At 70.9% G+C, this 19096-nt stretch carries 13 protein-coding genes; 11 read left to right on the forward strand and 2 right to left on the reverse strand.

Features of this window, described 5'->3' with window-relative positions; translation table 11 throughout:
• Window positions 1-3: 3 nt before the first annotated feature.
• The gene (locus IE275_RS38560) at window positions 4-801 is read right to left on the reverse strand and encodes an IclR family transcriptional regulator (RefSeq protein ID WP_189717348.1); all 798 of its coding nucleotides are present in this window, start codon (window positions 799-801) and stop codon (window positions 4-6) included.
• A 151-nt stretch (window positions 802-952) separates the two neighbouring features.
• Between IE275_RS38560 and betA the strand changes: the two genes are divergently transcribed.
• Both betA and IE275_RS38570 read left to right on the forward strand, forming a co-directional pair.
• Window positions 953-2623, forward strand: coding sequence for a choline dehydrogenase (gene betA / locus IE275_RS38565; RefSeq protein WP_189717349.1), 1671 nt, complete (start codon window positions 953-955; stop codon window positions 2621-2623).
• Between the two features lie 3 nt (window positions 2624-2626).
• Window positions 2627-3460, forward strand: a complete 834-nt coding sequence (locus tag IE275_RS38570) for a methylenetetrahydrofolate reductase (protein WP_189717350.1) — start codon at window positions 2627-2629, stop codon at window positions 3458-3460.
• 171 nt (window positions 3461-3631) lie between these two features.
• Here IE275_RS38570 and purU read toward each other — a convergent pair whose 3' ends face one another.
• A complete protein-coding gene (purU, locus tag IE275_RS38575; RefSeq protein WP_189717351.1) occupies window positions 3632-4513 on the reverse strand; it encodes a formyltetrahydrofolate deformylase in 882 nt (293 codons plus the stop codon).
• Between the two features lie 217 nt (window positions 4514-4730).
• On the opposite strand from purU, the gene IE275_RS38580 reads away from it, so the two are divergent.
• The 9 genes from IE275_RS38580 (at window position 4731) to IE275_RS38620 (ending at window position 19096) form a co-directional block, all read left to right on the forward strand.
• Window positions 4731-6200: an aldehyde dehydrogenase family protein gene (locus IE275_RS38580; RefSeq protein WP_189717352.1), complete on the forward strand. Its 1470-nt coding sequence runs from the start codon at window positions 4731-4733 to the stop codon at window positions 6198-6200.
• A gap of 20 nt (window positions 6201-6220) precedes the next feature.
• Window positions 6221-7309, forward strand: coding sequence for a quaternary amine ABC transporter ATP-binding protein (locus IE275_RS38585; protein WP_189717353.1), 1089 nt, complete (start codon window positions 6221-6223; stop codon window positions 7307-7309).
• On the forward strand, window positions 7309-9309 hold the full coding sequence (locus tag IE275_RS38590) for an ABC transporter permease (protein WP_189717354.1): 2001 nt from the start codon (window positions 7309-7311) through the stop codon (window positions 9307-9309). The genes IE275_RS38585 and IE275_RS38590 overlap by 1 nt, the downstream gene beginning before the upstream one ends.
• Window positions 9310-9322: 13 nt before the next feature.
• Window positions 9323-10300 (forward strand): ABC transporter substrate-binding protein, encoded by a 978-nt coding sequence (locus tag IE275_RS38595; RefSeq protein WP_189717355.1) that lies wholly within the window; start codon window positions 9323-9325, stop codon window positions 10298-10300.
• 213 nt (window positions 10301-10513) lie between these two features.
• A complete protein-coding gene (locus IE275_RS38600; RefSeq protein ID WP_189717356.1) occupies window positions 10514-12952 on the forward strand; it encodes a GcvT family protein in 2439 nt (812 codons plus the stop codon).
• Complete coding sequence (locus IE275_RS38605; protein WP_189717357.1) at window positions 12945-13862, forward strand: bifunctional methylenetetrahydrofolate dehydrogenase/methenyltetrahydrofolate cyclohydrolase; 918 nt, start codon at window positions 12945-12947, stop codon at window positions 13860-13862. Before IE275_RS38600 ends, IE275_RS38605 begins: the two co-directional genes overlap by 8 nt.
• A 121-nt stretch (window positions 13863-13983) precedes the next feature.
• Window positions 13984-15216 carry a sarcosine oxidase subunit beta family protein gene (locus IE275_RS38610; protein WP_189717358.1) on the forward strand — a complete coding sequence of 411 codons (1233 nt, stop codon included), beginning with the start codon at window positions 13984-13986 and terminating at the stop codon, window positions 15214-15216.
• Between the two features lie 24 nt (window positions 15217-15240).
• Entirely contained in the window at window positions 15241-18501 is a 3261-nt protein-coding gene (locus tag IE275_RS38615) for a sarcosine oxidase subunit delta family protein (RefSeq protein ID WP_189717359.1), read from the forward strand.
• Entirely contained in the window at window positions 18494-19096 is a 603-nt protein-coding gene (locus IE275_RS38620) for a sarcosine oxidase subunit gamma (protein ID WP_189717360.1), read from the forward strand. Before IE275_RS38615 ends, IE275_RS38620 begins: the two co-directional genes overlap by 8 nt.

The raw sequence follows: 19096 nt of genomic DNA on the forward strand, positions 1-19096 counted from the left end.
CGGTCAGCCCAGGTAGCCCATCCGGTGGCTGATCTCCTCCGCGCCCGTGAGCAGCACGGGAGCGAGCTCGTGCAGCCGCTCCTCGGTGAACCGGTACGAGGGCCCGGAGGCGCTCAGCGCCGCGATGACTTGGCCGTCCCGGTCGCGGACCGGCGCGGCCATGGCGTGCAGGCCGATCTCCAGCTCCTCCAGGGTCCAGGCGTAACCGCGCTCCCGTGCCTCGGTGAGGTTCTTCTCGAGCTTCGTGCGGGCGGTGATGGTGTGCGGGGTGACCTTCTTCAGGCCGGCCTCGGTCAGCAGCGCGGTCCGCTCCTTGGCGGGCAGATGGGCCAGCAGGATCTTGCCGCTGGACGTGGCGTGCAGCGGGGTCAGCTGGCCGACCCAGTTGTGCGCGGTGACGGCTCCCGGCCCGCGCACCTGGTAGAGGTTGATCGCGTAGTGCTCCTGCATCACGGCGATGTTGACGGTCTCGCCGATCTCCTCCGCGAGGCGCTCGCAGATCGGGCGGCCCTGCTGGGTGATGTCGATACGGCCCGTGACCGCGCCGGCCAGGCGTACGATGCCGAAGCCGAGCCGGTACTTGCCGCGCTCGCCCGCCTGCTCCACCAGACCGCGCGCCTCCAGGGCGCCCAGAAGGCGGAAGGCGGTGGACTTGTGAACATCGATCTCGGCCGCGACCTCGCTGACGCCCGCCTCGCCGCGCTGGGCGAGAATCTCCAGGACGCTGATGGCCCGGTCCACCGACTGGACACCGCCGGCCTGCGGATTCGACGTTTCTGTGTCAGTGCTGTAGTTGCTCACAGTGAAACTATACGCGTAGTAAACAACGCGATCGCAAGTAACCGTGCCGAAATGAAGTACTTGCAAGTTGCGTGTTCCGCAACCTAGTGCACATAGCGATACCGGTACTAGCATGCCTCGCGTATCTACGGCGCGAGTGAGACGAGGCACCATGGCTCCCTTGCAGTACGACTTCGTCATCGTCGGCGGCGGATCGGCCGGCAGCGCACTGGCGAACAGACTCTCCGCGGACCCCGCGAACCGGGTGCTGGTCCTGGAAGCCGGCCGGTCCGACTACCCGTGGGACGTCTTCATCCACATGCCCGCGGCGCTGACCTATCCGATCGGCAGCCGGTTCTACGACTGGAAGTACGAGTCCGAGCCCGAACCCCATATGGGCGACCGGCGCATCTATCACGCACGCGGCAAGGTGCTGGGCGGCTCCAGCAGCATCAACGGCATGATCTTCCAGCGCGGCAACCCCATGGACTACGAGCGCTGGGCGGCCGACCCCGGCATGGAGACCTGGGACTACGCGCACTGTCTGCCCTACTTCCGGCGGATGGAGAACTGCCTAGCGGCCGACCCCGACGACGAGTTCCGCGGCCACGACGGCCCCCTCGTCCTCGAACGCGGCCCGGCCACCAACCCCCTCTTCGGCGCCTTCCTCGAAGCCACCCGGGAAGCGGGCTACGCCCCCACGGACGACGTCAACGGCTACCGGCAGGAAGGCTTCGCCAAGTTCGACCGCAACGTCCACCGCGGACGCCGGCTGTCGGCCTCCAAGGCCTACCTCAAGCCCGCGGCGAAGCGCCCCAACCTGACCGTGCGGACCCGTGCCCTCGTCACCCGCGTCCTCTTCGAGGGCAAGAAGGCGGTCGGCGTCGAGTACCGGCGCGGCAAGGGGGCGCCCCAGCAGGTCCGCGCGAGGGAGGTCATCCTCTGCGGCGGCGCGATCAACTCCCCGCAGCTGCTCCAGCTCTCCGGCGTCGGCAACGCGCAGGAGCTGAGCGCCCTAGGCATCGACGTCGTCCACGACCTCCCGGGCGTCGGCGAGAACATGCAGGACCACCTGGAGGTGTACGTCCAGTACGCCTGCAGACAGCCGGTCTCCATGCAGCCGTACATGGCGAAGTGGCGTGCCCCCTTCATCGGGCTCCAGTGGCTGTTCCGCAAGGGCCCGGCCGCCACCAACCACTTCGAGGCCGGCGGGTTCGCCCGCAGCAACGAGGACGTCGAGTACCCCAACCTGATGTTCCACTTCCTGCCCATCGCGGTCCGCTACGACGGCTCCTCGCCGGCCGGCGGCCACGGCTACCAGGTGCACGTGGGACCGATGTACTCCGACGCCATCGGCTCGGTGAAGATCAGGAGCAGGGACCCGCGCGAGCACCCGGCGCTGCGCTTCAACTACCTCTCCACCGAACAGGACCGCCGCGAGTGGGTGGAGGCGATCCGGGTGGCCCGCAAGCTCCTCAACCAGCCCGCGCTCGCCCCCTACAACGACGGCGAGGTCTCGCCCGGCCCGCAGGTGGAGACGGACGAGGAGATCCTCGCCTGGGTCGCCAAGGAGGGCGAGACGGCCCTGCACCCGTCCTGCACCTGCAAGATGGGCACCGACGAGATGGCCGTCGTCGACCCGGCCAGCATGCGGGTCCACGGGCTGGAGGGCCTGCGGGTCGTCGACGCGTCGGTGATGCCGTACGTCACGAACGGCAACATCTACGCGCCCGTGATGATGATCGCCGAGAAGGCCGCCGACCTCATCCTCGGCAAGGAGCCCCTCGCGCCGTCCAAGGCCGCGTACTACCGCCACCGTGACGCCCGGCAGCAGGCGGACTAGGCGTTGGCCGCCGGACTCCGGTCGCTGCTGAGCAGCGTCCGCTACGAGGTGCTGCCCGCGAGGACGACCGAGGAGAAGGTGCTCGCGCATGTCCCGCGCGACGTCGTCGTCACCGTGACGGCGTCGCCGGTCAAGGGCCTGGAGCCGACCCTCGTCCTCGCCACCCGGCTCGCCGCGCACGGCTACCGCGTCGTCCCGCACGTGCCGGCGCGGCTGCTGCGCGACGACGCGCATCTGAAGGAGGTCGCGGGCCGGCTCCGCGAGGCGGGCGTGGACGACGTCTTCGTCCCGGCGGGCGACGCCGACCCGCCGGCCGGGGCCTACGACGGGGCGCTGCCGGTGCTGCGCCGGCTGAGCGAGCTGGGCAGGCCCTTCACCCACGTCGGCGTCACCGGCTATCCCGAGAGCCATCCCCTCATCCACGACGACGTCACCATCCAGGCGATGTGGGACAAGCGCGAGCACGCCACGTACGTCGTGAGCAACCTCTGCTTCGACCCGCGGGTGCTGGGGGAGTGGATCGCCCGGATCCGGCGGCGGGACGTCGCCCTGCCGCTCCACCTGGGCGTGGCCGGGCCCGTGCAGCGGACGAAGCTGCTGGCCATGGCGACGAAGATCGGCGTGGGGGAGTCGACGCGCTTCCTGACGAAGCACGCCTCCTGGTTCCTGCGCTTCGCGGCCCCCGGGGGCTACTCGCCCGAGAGGCTGCTGACCCGCACCGAGGAGGCGCTCACGGCGCCCGCGGCGGGAGTGGCGGGCCTGCACGTGTTCACGTTCAACCAGATCGCGGAGACGGAGGCGTGGCGCCGGGCGCTGCTGGAGCGGCTCGGCGGCTGAGCGCGGCGTCCCGGCCCGCCGGCCGCACCACCGGCCGATCTCCGGCAGCGGCCCGGCAGGCGGCCGCCGCCCCCCGGCGCCCGCCTCGACCGTCGTGCGGCGACCGGGTCCGCACACACACGCCGGACGGGCTGATCCAGCCCGTCCGGCGTCCGTATACGACAGGGGTGCTCAGCGGAAGACCACCGTACGGTTGCCGTCCACCATCACACGGCTCTCGCTGTGCCACTTCACCGCGTGCGCGAGGACCTGTGCCTCCACGTCCCGGCCGACCGTGACCAGCTCCCCGGGGTCGAGCGAGTGGTCCACCCTGACCACGTCCTGCTCGATGATCTGCCCCTCGTCCAGCTCCGGCGTCACGTAGTGCGCCGTGGCCCCGACGAGCTTCACCCCGCGGTCGTAGGCCTGGTCGTAGGGCTTCGCGCCCTTGAAGCTCGGCAGGAAGGAGTGGTGGATGTTGATCGCGCGTCCCTCCAGCTGCTTGCACAGGTCGTCGGAGAGGATCTGCATGTAGCGGGCCAGCACCACCAGATCGACGTCCAGGTCGCGCACCAGCTCCAGCAGCCGCGCCTCGGCGTCGGCCTTGGTGTCCCGGGTGACGGGGAGGTGGTGGAAGGGGATGCCGTAGCTCTCGGCCAGGCCCTCGAAGTCCCGGTGGTTCGAGACGATCGCGGGGATCTCGATGTTGAGCGCGCCGGCGCGCCGACGGAAGAGCAGGTCGTTCAGGCAGTGGCCGAACCGGGACACCATGATGAGCGTCCGGGTCGGGGTGGACGCGTCCCGCAGGCTCCAGGAGATGCGGTAGGCCTGGGCGACGGGACCGAACCGGTAACGCAGATTTTCCAGATCGACGTCCGGATCGGAAACGTCGAAGTGAACCCTCATGAAGAAGCGGCCCTGGAGCCGGTCGTCGAATTGCTGGCTTTCCAGGATGTTGCCGGAGTTCCTGACGAGAAAGCCGCTCACAGCGTGGACCAGTCCGGCGCTGTCGGGACAGGAGAGGGTGAGGACGTACTCGCGGCCGGGCTGCGGTCGAGGGGAGTTAGGGGACACGTCGGCCTCCGTCGGTGCGTATTGCACAACATGGTGAGCGATACGCAACATGGTCGGGTCGACTCCGCTCGCGGTCAAGGGTGGCCGGGCAAGTCCTCGCATGGCTGAATCGTCATCCGCCAACCCCTTGACGTCTGTCAGGACATTCGCCAAGGTGTTCCACCACAAGCAATTGGATGCACAATGCGCAACGCACTTCTGTTGAAAGGCTCGGCGCGTGGCAGACCTGTATGTGGATGGTGAATGGCGGGATCCGGTGGCCGGCGGTCACCGGGAGATCCGATGTCCCGCCGACGGCACGCTCGTGGCGACCGTCTCGGAAGGAACCCGGCCCGACACGGAGGCGGCGATCGCCGCGGCCCGCCGCGCCTTCGACGAAGGGCCCTGGCCTCGCGTCCCCGAGCGCGAGCGCGGCGCCCTGCTGCTGCGCACCGCCGACCTCGTCGAGCGCGACGCCAAGGAGTTCGCCCGCGCCGAATCGCTCGACACCGGCAAGCGGCTCGTGGAGAGCGAGTACGACATCGCCGACGTGGTCTCCTGCCTGCGCTACTACGGCGGCATCGCGGGCACCGACGCCGGCCGCGTGATCGACACCGGCCGCGACGACGCCGTCAGCCGCGTCGTGTACGAACCGATCGGCGTGTGCGGGCTCATCACCCCGTGGAACTACCCGCTGCTCCAGGCGTCCTGGAAGGTCGCGCCCGCACTCCTGGCGGGCAACACGGTCGTCCTCAAGCCCAGTGAACTGACCCCCTCCACCGCCATCCTGCTGATGAAGGCCCTGGAGGAGGCCGGACTCCCGGCCGGTGCCGCCCAGCTCGTGCTGGGCGCCGGGCCCGAGGCCGGCGCACCGCTCTCCGAGCACCCGGCCGTCGACATGGTCTCCTTCACCGGAGGCCTGGAGACCGGCAGGCACATCATGGCCACCGCCGCGCGGAGCGTGAAGAAGGTGGCCCTGGAACTCGGCGGCAAGAACCCCAACGTCGTCTTCGCCGACGCCGACTTCGAGACAGCCGTGGACTTCGCGCTCACGGCCGTCTTCCTGCACTCGGGGCAGGTCTGCTCGGCCGGCGCCCGTCTGATCGTCGAGGACTCCCTCCACGACCGCTTCGTCGACGAGGTCGTCCGCCGCGCCCGGCGCATCCGCCTCGGCGGCCCCTTCGACCCGGAGGCCGAGACCGGGGCGCTGATCTCCGCACAGCACCGGGAGAAGGTCGAGGCGTACGTCGCGGCCGGGCTCGCCGAGGGCGCCGTACTGCGCTGCGGCGGGGAACGCCCCGACGACCCCGCCCTCGCGGGCGGCCACTACTTCCCGCCGACCGTCCTCGACGAGTGCCGGCAGGACATGCGCGTGGTGCACGAGGAGTCCTTCGGGCCCGTGCTCACCGTGGAGCGCTTCACGGACGAGGACGACGCCGTACGCATCGCCAACGACACCGAGTACGGACTCGCCGGGGCCGTCTGGACACAGGACGCCGGAAAGGCCCAGCGGGTCGCCCGGCGGCTGCGCCACGGCACGGTGTGGATCAACGACTACCACCCCTACGTGCCGCAGGCGGAATGGGGTGGCTTCGGACACTCGGGCGTGGGCCGGGAGCTGGGACCGACCGGCCTGGACGAGTACCGAGAACCCAAACACATCTGGCAGAACATCCAACCCCGGCCGCAGCGCTGGTTCCGCGGCTGAACGCCGAAAAGAGGTCGATCGTGACCCCAACACAGGCCGAGGTCCCACAGCGGCACGGCACGCCGCGGGACTCGGACTCCACCCCGGTCATCTCCGTGCGAAATCTGTGGAAGGTGTTCGGGCCGAAGGCCGAGCGGGTGCCGGACTCCGAGGAGCTGTGCGGCCTCACCCGCCGCGAGCTCATGGACCGCACCGGATGCACCGCCGCCGTCCGCGACGTGCACTTCGACGTCTCGCCCGGCGAGGTCTTCGTCGTCATGGGACTGTCCGGCTCCGGCAAGTCCACCCTGGTGCGCTGTCTGACCCGGCTGATCGAACCCACCGCGGGCGAGATCGTCTTCGAGGGCGAGGACATCCGCGACGCGGACCCGGCCCGCCTGCGCGACCTGCGCCGCCGCAAGTTCTCCATGGTCTTCCAGCACTTCGGGCTGCTGCCCCACCGCCAGGTGGTGGACAACGTGGGCTTCGGCCTGGAGATCCGCGGCATGAGCAGGGCCGAACGCACCAGGCGCGCCCAGGAGGTCGTCGAGCTGGTCGGCCTCGCCGGCTACGAGAACTCCTACCCCGACCAGCTCTCCGGCGGCATGCAGCAGCGCGTCGGCCTCGCCCGGGCCCTGGCCGGCGATCCGGACGTGCTCTTCTTCGACGAGCCGTTCTCGGCGCTCGACCCGCTGATCCGCCGGGACATGCAGAACGAGGTCATCCGGCTGCACCACGAGGTCGGCAAGACGATGGTGTTCATCACCCACGACCTCTCCGAGGCCCTCAAACTGGGCGACCGCATCCTCATCATGCGCGACGGCAAGATGGTGCAGTGCGGCACCGGCGACGAACTGGTGGGCGCCCCGGCAGACGACTACGTACGCGAGTTCGTGAAGGACGTGCCGCGCGGCGACGTCCTCACCCTGCGCTGGATCATGCGCGCCCCGGAGGACGGCGACGCCCTGGACGGCCCCGAGCTCGGCCCGGACGTCGTGGTGCGGGAGGCCACGCGGGTGGTGCTCGCGGCCGACACGCCGGTGAAGGTCGTCGAGAACGGCACACTGCTCGGCATCGTCGGCGACGAGGAGATCCTCGCGGTGGTCGCCGGGCGGGAAGGCGACGTGTGATGACCGTCGTCATGGAGAAACCGGAGCGGACGGGGGCCGAGGAGCCGGCCGCCCCCGCCCGGAGCGTGCGCCGGGTCGGCAGGCCCGTGCTGGTCGCCGCGATCCTGGCCGGCTGGCTGGTGCTCTTCGCCGTGCTGCGCGGACGCCAGACCCTGTCCCTGGCGGCGGCCGACCTCACCGATCTGCACCGGTGGTTCAACGACGTCAACGACTCGATCGGCGCGAACCGCGACTCCAACCCGCTCTTCCTCTACTTCTTCAACGAGATCCGCCTGGTCATCGACACCCTGGTGACCTTCGTCCAGGAACTGATCTCGCAGCCGTCCGCCGACCGTCCCCTCCCGCAGATCGGCTGGCTCGGTGTCGTCGGCATCGCCGGCTATGTCTCCTGGGCCGTGGGCAACTGGCGGGTCGCGCTGCTGGCGGTGGCCGGCTTCACCTTCCTCGGGCTCCAGGGCCTGTGGCAGGAGAGCATGGACACCCTCGCACTCACCCTCTCCGCGGTCCTCGTGGCGCTGCTGTTCGCGATCCCGCTCGGCGTGTGGGCGGGACTGTCCGACCGGGTCAACCGGATCGTGACGCCCTTCCTGGACTTCATGCAGACCATGCCGACCTTCGTCTATCTGGCCCCGCTGACGCTGTTCTTCCTCATCGGCGGAGCCTCCGCCACGATCGCCACGGTGATCTACGCGGCCCCGCCCGCGATCCGTATCACCGCGCACGCCATCCGGTCCGTCCCCGAGACCACCGTCGAGGCGGCCGAGTCCCTGGGGGCGACGCGGCGGCAGGCCCTGCTGAAGGTCCTGCTGCCGATGTCCAAGCGGACCGTCGTGATGGGCGTCAACCAGTCGATCATGGCCGCCCTGGCCATGGTGACCATCGCCGCCCTGATCGACGCGCCGGGCCTCGGCAAGACCGTGGTCCAGGCGCTCCAGTCGCTCGACGTCGGTACGGCCTTCAACGCGGGCCTGTCCATCGTCGTCCTGGCGATCGTCCTCGACCGGGTCACCACCGCGGCCAGCGTGCGCGAGGAGACGGCCCGGCGTTCCAAGGGCCGGTTCCGCACCTGGCGGCGGCCGCTGCTGGGCGCGGGCGCGGTGATCGCGGTGGTCCTGGCCTATCTGTCGCACACCTATGTGTGGGCGGCGGAGTTCCCCGGCGAGGGGAGCGTCGGCAGTTCCGTGGCGAGCGCCGCGGACACCACCACGACCTGGGTGCAGGACAACCTCTCGGGCCTCACCAACGCCGTCCGCGACGCCCTCACCAACGGTCTGCTCAACCCGTTCCAGTCGCTGCTCACCGACTCCCCGTGGTGGCTGGTCGGCGCGGTGCTGATCGCGCTCGGCACGGTGCTCGGCGGCCGGCGCGCCGGCGTCACCACGGCCGTGTGCGTGGGCCTGCTGGTCGGCACCGGTCTGTGGTCGGACGCCATGACGACGCTGGCGTCGACCCTCGTGGCCACGGTGCTGGTGATGCTGTTCGGGGTCGTCGTCGGCGTGTGGATGGGGCGCAGCGCCCTGGTGGACCGGCTGATCCGGCCCACCCTGGACGCGGCCCAGGTCATGCCGCCGTTCGTCTATCTCGTGCCGTTCCTCGCACTGTTCGGCGCGACCCGCTTCACCGCGATCGTCGCCGCCGTCGTCTACGCGGCTCCCGTCGCCATCAAGATCATCGCGGACGGGGTGCGGAACGTGCCCGCGACCACCGTGGAGGCGGCCACCGCGGCCGGGTGCAACACCTGGCAGCTCATCACCAAGGTCCAGCTGCCGATGGCACGCGGCGCCCTGACCCTCGCGACCAACCAGGGCCTGATCTACGTGCTGTCGATGGTTGTTGTGGGCGGCCTGGTAGGCGCGGGCGCCCTCGGCTACGACGTCGTGGCCGGCTTCTCGCAGGGGCAGCTGTACGGGAAGGGGCTGGCCGCGGGGCTGGCCATCGTCCTTCTCGGAGTCATGTTCGACCGGATCACTCAGGCAGCGGCGCGGCGTGCCGGCGCGTAAGGAGCTACGGACCATGGCAAGGCAGGCAACACACTGGAGAGCCGGCGCGGCCGGCATCGCGGTCCTCGGACTCACCCTCACCGCCTGCGGCGGTGCGAAGGTCGGTGACAGTTCCTCGGGGTCCGGCAGTTCGGGCGGCTCCGGGACCTGCGGCACCTTCAACCTCGCGGTCAATCCGTGGGTCGGCTACGAGGCGGACGCGGCGGTCGTCGCGTACGTCGCCGAGCACGACCTCGGCTGCAAGGTCACCCAGAAGGACCTGAAGGAGGAGATCGCCTGGCAGGGCTTCGGGACGGGCGAGGTGGACACCGTCCTGGAGAACTGGGGCCACGACGATCTGAAGGCGAAGTACATCACCCAGCAGAAGACCGCCGTGGAGGCCGGCTCGACCGGCAACGAGGGCATCATCGGCTGGTACGTGCCGCCGTGGCTGGCGAAGGCCCACCCCGACATCACGGACTGGAAGAACCTCAACAAGTACGCCTCGAAGTTCAAGACCTCGGAGTCGGGCGGCAAGGGCCAGCTCCTCGACGGCGACCCGTCGTACGTCACCAACGACGAGGCGCTGGTGAAGAACCTGAAGCTGGACTTCAAGGTGGTGTACGCGGGCAGCGAGACGGCGCTCATCCAGGCCTATCGCAAGGCCGAGAAGAACAAGGAATGGGTGATCGGCTACTTCTACGAGCCGCAGTGGTTCCTGTCCGAGGTGCCGCTGGTGAAGGTGAACCTGCCCGCGTACAAGGACGGCTGTGACGCGGACGCGGAGAAGGTCGCGTGCGACTACCCCGTGTACGACCTGGACAAGATCGTCAGCGCGAAGTTCGCCAAGTCGGGGAGCCCCGCCTATGACCTGGTGAAGAAGTTCACCTGGACGAACGACGACCAGAACGTCGTGGCGAAGTACATCGCGGTGGACAAGATGACCCCCGAGGCGGCCGCGAAGAAGTGGGTCGAGGCCAACCGCGACAAGGTGGAGGCCTGGATCAAGTAGCCCGGTTCGAGGCCGGTCGGACGAGCCCGGCGGGCGGTGCGCACCTGTGCGCACCGCCCGCCGGGCATTGTCGTGTTCCGGCCTGTTCGCCGACCTCACGGACCCCTTGACACCCCCTTCCCGAGACGGGCACATTGAGTTGCGCAACCTGAATCACGTTGCGTAGACAGCAACTGGACCGGCTGGGCAGATTTTCGAACCGGAGGTGCGGCGATGGCGGGACCCCGAGTGGTCATCATCGGAGCGGGGGTCGTGGGCGCGGCACTCGCGGACGAGATCTCCGCGCGAGGCTGGACCGAAGTGACCGTGGTCGACCAGGGCCCGCTGCCCGCCACCGGGGGCTCCAGCTCACACGCCCCGGGCCTGGTCTTCCAGACGAACTCCTCCAAGACCATGACCGAGCTGGCCCGCTACACCGTCGAGAAGTTCTGCTCCCTCGACGTCGACGGCAAGCCCTGCTTCCTCCAGGTCGGCGGCCTCGAAGTGGCCACCACCCCCGAGCGCCTCACGGAACTCCGGCGCCGGCACGGCTGGATCACCGCCTGGGGCATCGAGTCCCGCCTGCTGACCGCCGACGAGTGCGTCGAACAGCACCCGCTGGTGAACCGCGACCGGGTCCTCGGCGGCCTCCTGGTCCCCACCGACGGCCTCGCCAAGGCCGTCCTCGCCGTCGAGGCGCAGATCCGCCGGGCCACCGGACGCGGCGTCCGCTTCCTGGCCCGCCACGAGGTCCTCGACGTGCTCCGGACCGACGGCGAGGTGACCGGCGTCCGCACCGACCAGGGCGAGATCCCCGCCGACATCGTCGTGTGCTGCGCCGGCATCTGGGGCCCGAGGATCGCCCGCATGGTCGGCATGAACCTCCCGCTCACCCCGCTCGCCCACCAGCTCGCCTGGACCGGCCCGGTACCGGCACTGGCCGGCCAGACCGAGGAGGCGGTCCGCCCGATCCTGCGCCACCAGGACGCCGACCTCTACTACCGCGACCGCTTCGACGGCATCGGCATCGGCTCCTACGGCCACCGTCCGATGCCCATCACGGCCGACGAGATCCTCTCCTTCGACGAGGCCGACGAGATGCCGTCCGTCCTGAAGTTCACCGAGGAGGACTTCGAGCCGGCCTGGACCGAGACGCGGTCGATCCTCCCCGCGACGAAGGACGCCAAGATCGAGGAGGGCATCAACGGCCTCTTCTCCTTCACCACCGACAACTTCCCGCTGCTCGGCGAGTCGAGGGACGTCAAGGGCTTCTGGGTCGCCGAGGCCGTCTGGGTCACCCACTCCGCGGGCGTCGGCCGGGCCATGGCCGAATGGCTGGTCGACGGCCACTGCTCGTCCTTCGACCTGCACGAGTGCGACGTCAACCGCTTCGAGCCGCACCAGCTGTCCCCGGAGTACGTCCTGGCCCGCGACTGCCAGAACTTCGTCGAGGTCTACGACATCCTCCACCCCCTCCAGCCGTCGGGCGACCCGCGCCCGATCCGCAAGAGCCCCTTCCACGCCCGCCAGGAGGAGCACGGCGCCTTCTTCCTCGAGGCGAACGGCTGGGAGCGCCCCCAGTGGTACGAGGCCAACGCGGGCCTGGTGGAAGGCCGTTCCGTCCCCACACCCAACGACTGGGCCGCGCGGTACTGGTCGCCCATCGTCGGCGCCGAGGCCCAGGTCACCCGCGAGACCGTCGCGATGTACGACATGACGGCACTCAAGCGCCTGGAGGTCGCCGGACCCGGCGCCGCGGACTTCCTGGAAGGGCTGGTCACCGGCAAGGTGGCCAAGTCGGTCGGCTCGGTGACCTACACCCTGCTGCTGGACCACGACGGCGGCATCCGCAGCGACATCACCGTCGCCCGCCTCGCCCGCGACCTCTTCCAGGTCGGCGCCAACGGCAACCTCGACCTCGACTGGCTCACCCGCCGGCTCCCCGCCGACGGCACCGTCCAGGTCCGCGACATCACCCCCGGCACCTGCTGCATCGGCCTGTGGGGTCCGCTCGCCCGCAAGGTCCTCCAGCCCCTGACCGACGAGGACTTCAGCAACGACGGCCTGAAGTACTTCCGCGCCAAGCACGCCTACATCGGCAGCGTCCCGGTCACCGCGATGCGTCTGTCCTACGTCGGCGAACTCGGCTGGGAGCTCTACACCACCGCCGACCAGGGCCAGAAACTCTGGGACACCCTCTGGCGGGCCGCGAAGCCGCTCGGCGGGATCATCGCGGGCCGCGGCGCCTTCAACAGCCTCCGCCTGGAGAAGGGCTACCGCTCCTTCGGCACCGACATGACCTACGAGCACGACCCCTACGAGGCCGGCGTCGGCTTCGCCGTCAAGGCCGACAAGGACGACTTCATCGGCAAGGCCGCACTGGAACGCCGCAAGGCCGACCCGCGGCGCAGGCTCACCTGCCTCACCATCGCCGACCCGCACTCGGTCGTCATGGGCAAGGAACCGGTTTACGACGGCGACCGCGCGGTCGGCTACGTCACCAGCGCCGCCCACGGCTACACGATCGGCAAGGGCATCGCCTACGCGTGGCTCCCCGCCGAACTCGCCACCCCCGGCACGACGCTCCACATCGGCTACTTCGAGCAGCGGGTCGAGGCCGTCGTCGCCGAGGAACCCCTGTTCGACCCGACCATGTCCCGACTCCGTGGCTAGCCGTGAAGGGGTTCCACCAGGGACCGCCTACCTCCTCGACGGCAGGGCGACCGCCGCCGCCGTCCGCCGCGAACTCGCCGAACGCGTGGCCAAGCTGACCGCGACGGGCGCCCGCCCGCCGGGACTCGGCACGGTCCTGGTCGGCGACGACCCCGGCAGCCACGCCTACGTCGGCGGAAAACACCGCGACTGCGCCCAGGTCGGCATCGCCTCGATCCGCCACGACCTGCCCGCCGACGCCTCGCAACGGCAGGTCGAGGACGTCATCGACGAACTGAACGCCGACCCTGCCTGCACCGGCTACATCGTCCAGCTCCCCCTCCCGCGCCACCTGGACGCGAACGCCGTACTCCAGCGCATGGACCCGGCCAAGGACGCCGACGGCCTGCACCCCGTCAACCTCGGCCGGCTCGTCCTCGGGACGGACGCCCCGCTCCCGTGCACCCCGCGCGGGATCGTCGAACTGCTCCGCCGGTACGAGGTGCCGCTCGCCGGAGCACGCGTGTGCGTGATCGGCCGCGGCATCACCGTCGGACGGCCGATCGGACTCCTGCTCACCCGCAGGTCCGAGAACGCCACCGTCACCCTCTGCCACACCGGCACCAAGGGCCTGGCCTGGCACGTCCGCGAGGCGGACATCGTCGTCGCGGCCGCCGGCTCGCCCGGACTGATCACCAAGGACATGCTGCGCCCCGGCGCGGCCGTCCTGGACGTCGGCATCACCCGCACCGACCGGGGACTCGTCGGCGACGTGCACCCGGACGCCGCCCAGGTCGCCGGATGGCTCGCGCCGATGCCCGGCGGCGTCGGCCCCATGACACGGGCCATGCTGCTCGCCAACGTCGTCGAGGCCGCCGAGAGGAACGCCACCGTCGTCGAGGCCGCCGAGAGGAACGCGAACGCCGTATGACACCGAGCGAACGCCGCAGGAGACCCAGCCGACGTCGTACGAGGCCGAGCGAACGCCGTTCGAACGCCCCGTCCCCGCAGTACCCGCCGCATCCGCACCCTTCAGAAGACGGAGACGTCCGATGAGCCCCCGCACACCCGGCGCAGAGCTCCCCGAGCACCCCGACTGGCTGTGGCGCACGCCCGAGCCGAAGCGCTCCTACGACGTGATCGTCGTCGGCGGCGGCGGTCACGGCCTGGCCACCGCCCACTACCTGGCGAAGAACCACGGCATCACGAATGTCGCGGTGCTGGAGAAGGGCTGGCTGGCGGGCGGCAACATGGCCCGCAACACCACGATCATCCGCTCCAACTACCTCTGGGACGAGAGCGCCGGAATCTACGAGCACGCGCTCAAGCTGTGGGAGGGCCTGGCGGAGGAACTCGACTACCCGATCCTCTTCTCCCAGCGCGGCGTGCTGAACCTCGCCCACAGCCTCCAGGACGTCCGCGACAGCGTGCGCCGCGTCGAGGCGAACCGCCTCAACGGGGTGGACGCCGAGTGGCTCGACGCCGAGCAGGTCGCGGAGGTCTGCCCGATCGTCAACATCTCACCGGACGTGCGCTACCCGGTGCTCGGCGGCACCTACCAGCCCCGCGCCGGCATCGCCAAACACGACCACGTGGCCTGGGGCCTGGCGCGCTCCGCCGACGCCGCCGGCATCGACATCATCCAGAACTGCGAGGTCACCGGCCTGGACCTGGTCGGCGGCCGGGTGGTGGGAGTCCAGACCACACGGGGCCCGATCGCGGCCGGCAAGGTGGCCCTGTGCTCGGCCGGCCACACCTCGGTCCTCGCCGCCATGGCCGGCATCGAACTCCCCCTCCAGAGCCACCCGTTGCAGGCGCTCGTCTCCGAACTGCTCGAGCCCGTGCATCCGACGGTCGTCATGTCCAACGCGGTCCACGTGTACGTCAGCCAGGCACACAAGGGCGAACTGGTGATGGGCGCGGGCATCGACGCGTACAACTCCTACACCCAGCGCGGCGCCTTCCACATCATCGAAGAGCAGATGTCCGCCGCCCTGGAGCTCTTCCCGGTCTTCGCCCGCGCCCACGTGCTGCGCACCTGGGGCGGCATCGTCGACGTCAGCCCCGACGCCTCGCCGATCATCGGCCTCACGCCCGTCGACAACCTCTACCTCAACTGCGGCTGGGGCACCGGCGGGTTCAAGGCCACCCCGGGCGTCGGCTGGGTCTACGCCCACACCATCGCCCACGACACCCCGCACGCCCTCAACGCCCCCTTCTCGCTCGACCGTTTCACCACCGGCGCGCTCGTCGACGAGCACGGCGCGGCCGCGGTGGCCCACTAGGGACCCTCAAGGGAGCCGAAACCCATGCTGCTCATCCCCTGCCCGTGGTGCGGGCCCCGCGACGAGGCCGAGTTCCACTACGGCGGCCAGGCACACGTCCCGTATCCGGAGAACCCGGCCGCCCTCACCGACGAGGAGTGGGCCCGCTACCTGTTCTTCCGCGACAACCCGAAGGGCCCGTTCGCCGAACGCTGGAGCCACGCGTCCGGCTGCCGCCGCTGGTTCAACGCCGTGCGGGACACGTCCACGAACGAGATCATGGCCGTCTACCGGACGGGGGAGGAAGGGCCCGAAGCGATCGAGGCGCGACCCTTCACCCCTCAGCCCGGCCAGGCGATTCCGGCCCGTCCGGCGGTTGAGGACGGTGCCGTTGAGGCCGAAGGGGGGCCTGGGGGCGCGGCTCCCGGCGGGGTCGCAGGGGCGGAACCCCTTCAGGACGGGACGGGTAGGGGCGGCGGGGGCGGGAATCTGCCGTTTCGCCACCCCACCCGCGGCCGCGTCGACCGCGACACCCCCCTCACCTTCACCTTCGACGGCACCGAGTACCAGGGCCACCGAGGCGACACCCTGGCCTCGGCCCTCCTCGCCAACGGCATCGTCCAGGCCGGCACCGGCATCAAGCTCGGCCGCCCGCGAGGCATCTTCTCCGCCGGCGTGGAGGAACCCAACGCGGTCGTCCAGATCGAGGCCCCGTTCCCCGAGCCGATGCTCCCCGCGACCACGGTCGAGCTGTACGACGGCCTGGTCGCCCGTAGCCTCCCCGGCCAGGGCCGCCTCGCCACCGCACCGGACCCCGCCCGCTACGACGCCGTACACGCCCACTGCGACCTGCTGATCGTCGGCGCGGGCCCGGCCGGCCTCGCCGCCGCGGCCGCCGCGGCCGGAAGCGGCGCCCGCGTCATCCTCGCCGACGACCGGCCGGAGCCCGGCGGCAGCCTCCTGGGCACGGCCGAACACCTCGACTGGGTCGCGGAGGTCACCGAGCTGCTCGCCGCCGCCCCCGACGTCCGCGTCCTGCCCCGCACCACCGTCTTCGGCCACTACGACGACAACCATCTCCTCGCCGTCGAACGCCGCACCAACCACCTCGGCGCCGACGCCCCCGAGAACGTCTCCCGCGAACGCGTCTGGCGCATCCGGGCCCGCCGCGTCGTCCTCGCCACCGGCGCCCACGAGCGCTCACTGGCCTTCGCCGACAACGACCGCCCCGGCGTGATGCTGGCCGCCTCGGCCCGCACCCACCTCAACCGCCACGGCGTCCTGCCCGGCCGGCGCGCGGTCGTCCTCACCACCAACGACAGCGCCTACGCGGCCGCACTGGACCTGCACACGGCCGGCGTGACGGTCGCGGCCATCGTCGACACCCGCCCCGCACCGGGGGAGTGGGCACAGCGCGCCCGGGACGCCGGCATCCAGGTGCTGCCCGGACACGCCGTCACCGGCACCCGGGGCGACGCCCGCCTCACCGCCGTGACGGTCGCCCCGTACGGAGAGTCCACCGGGCAGCGGGAGTTCGCCGCCGACCTGCTGCTGGTCTCCGGCGGCTGGAACCCCGTGGTGCACCTGTTCAGCCAGGCGGGCGGCACACTGCGCCACGACGAGACGCTGGGCTCCTTCGTGCCCGACACCTGCCGCCAGGCGGTCGAGGTCGCCGGCAGCGCCAACGGCGCCCTCGACCCGGCCGCGGTCCTGGCCCAGGGCGCGGCCGCCGGCGCCCGCGCCCTGACGGCCGAGGGCTACACCCCGCGGACGCCCCGCCTCCCGACCCCGGCCGCGCAGCCGCGCACGACACCCCCCATGCACGTGTACGTCCTCCCCGGCGCCCCGGACGCCCCCCACTTCGTCGACCTCCAACGGGACGTCACCGTCGACGACCTGGCCCGGGCGACCGGCGCCGGCATGCGCTCGGTCGAGCACACCAAGCGCTACACCACGGCCGGCACCGCCAACGACCAGGGCAAGACCTCGGGCGTCCTGGCCGGCGGCGTCGTCGCCGAACTCCTCGGCGTGGACATCTCGGCGCTCGGCACGACGACCTTCCGCCCGCCCTACACCCCGGTCTCCTTCGCCGCCCTCGCGGGCCGCGACCGCGGCGCGCTCCACGACCCCGTCCGCACGACAGCCCTGCACCCGTGGCACGTCGCCCACGGCGCCCTGTTCGAGAACGTCGGCCAGTGGAAGCGCCCCTGGTACTACCCCCAGGACGGCGAGGACAGGGAAGCGGCCGTACTGCGCGAATGCGCCGCCGCCCGCGACAGCGTGGCCTTCATGGACGCCTCCACCCTCGGCAAGATCGACGTACAGGGCCCGGACGCCGCCGTCTTCCTCGACCGGCTCTACACCAACATGATGAGCACCCTGAAGGTCGGCATGATCCGGTACGGCGTGATGTGCCGCCCGGACGGCATGGTCTTCGACGACGGCACGGTCATCCGCCTCGCACAGGACCGCTTCCTGGTCACCACCACCACGGGCAACGCGGCCGCCGTACTCGACTGGATGGAGGAGTGGCTCCAGACCGAATGGCCGGAGCTGCGCGTCCACTGCACATCCGTCACCGAACAGTGGGCCACCGTCGCCCTGGTCGGCCCGAAGTCCCGCGCGGTCCTCGGCGCCCTCGCACCACAACTGGCCGTGGCGAACGAGGACTTCCCCTTCATGGCCTGGCGGGACACGACCGTCGCCGGCATCGACGCACGCGTGTGCCGGATCAGCTTCTCCGGCGAACTGGCGTACGAGATCAACGTGTCACCGTGGGAGGCCCTCGCCCTCTGGGAGGCGCTGCACGAGACCGGAGCCCCGTACGGCATCACCCCGTACGGCACGGAGACCATGCACGTCCTGCGCGCGGAGAAGGGCTACCCGATCATCGGCCAGGACACCGACGGCACGGTCACCCCGCAGGACCTCGGCATGGGCTGGGCGGTGTCGAAGAAGAAGCCCGACTTCATCGGCAAGCGCTCCTACGCCCGCGCCGACACCGTACGCCCCGACCGCAAGCAGCTGGTCGGCCTGCTCCCGGAGGACCCGGCCGCCTTCCTCCCCGAAGGCACGCACCTGGTGGCCGACAGCGAACTGCCCGCCCCGCCCGTCCCGATGCTCGGCCACGTCACCTCCAGCTACCGCAGCGCGGCGCTCGGCCGGACCTTCGCGCTCGCCCTGATCAAGGGCGGCCGCGACCGCATCGGCGAACGCCTCTACGCTCCCGTGGGCGACCGCCTGCTCCCGGTGACCGTCGCAAGCCCCGTCCTCTACGACCCCGAGGGAGCCCGCCGCGATGGCTGACACCGCACTCACCGCCCCGCCCCGCAGCCCCCTGTCGCACGCCGCCGCCCGCCTGGCCGCCGCCACCCGCACCTCCGGGGGCGCGATCCGGCTCGCCGAACTCCCGTTGCTGGCCCAGCTCGACGTGCGCCTCGACGCCAAGGGTCCGGCCGCGGACACCGTAGGACTCGCCCTGGGCCTGCAACTGCCCCTCGCGCCCAACTCCGTCGTCCACACCGACCGGGCGACCGCACTGTGGCTCGGCCCCGACGAATGGCTGCTGCTGGGCCGGCCGGGAACCCAGCGCGACCTGGAGAACCGGATCCGGACGGCCGCCGGGGACGAGCATGTCTCCGTCACCGACGTCTCCGCCCAGCGCACCACCCTCCTCGTCACGGGGCCCCGCGCCCGCGACCTCCTCTCCCGCGGCTGCTCCCTCGACCTCCACCCCCGAGCCTTCGGCCCCGGCCGCTGCGCCCAGACCACCCTCGGCCGCACCCAGATCGTCCTGGTCGCCCGAGACCGGCCCAGGGCCGGATTCTGGCTACTGGTCCGCTCGTCCTTCGCCGGCTACCTGGTGGACTGGCTCCTGGACGCGGCGACGGAGTACATCTGA

The organism is Streptomyces phaeofaciens, from assembly GCF_014648915.1.
Classification (GTDB): domain Bacteria; phylum Actinomycetota; class Actinomycetes; order Streptomycetales; family Streptomycetaceae; genus Streptomyces; species Streptomyces phaeofaciens.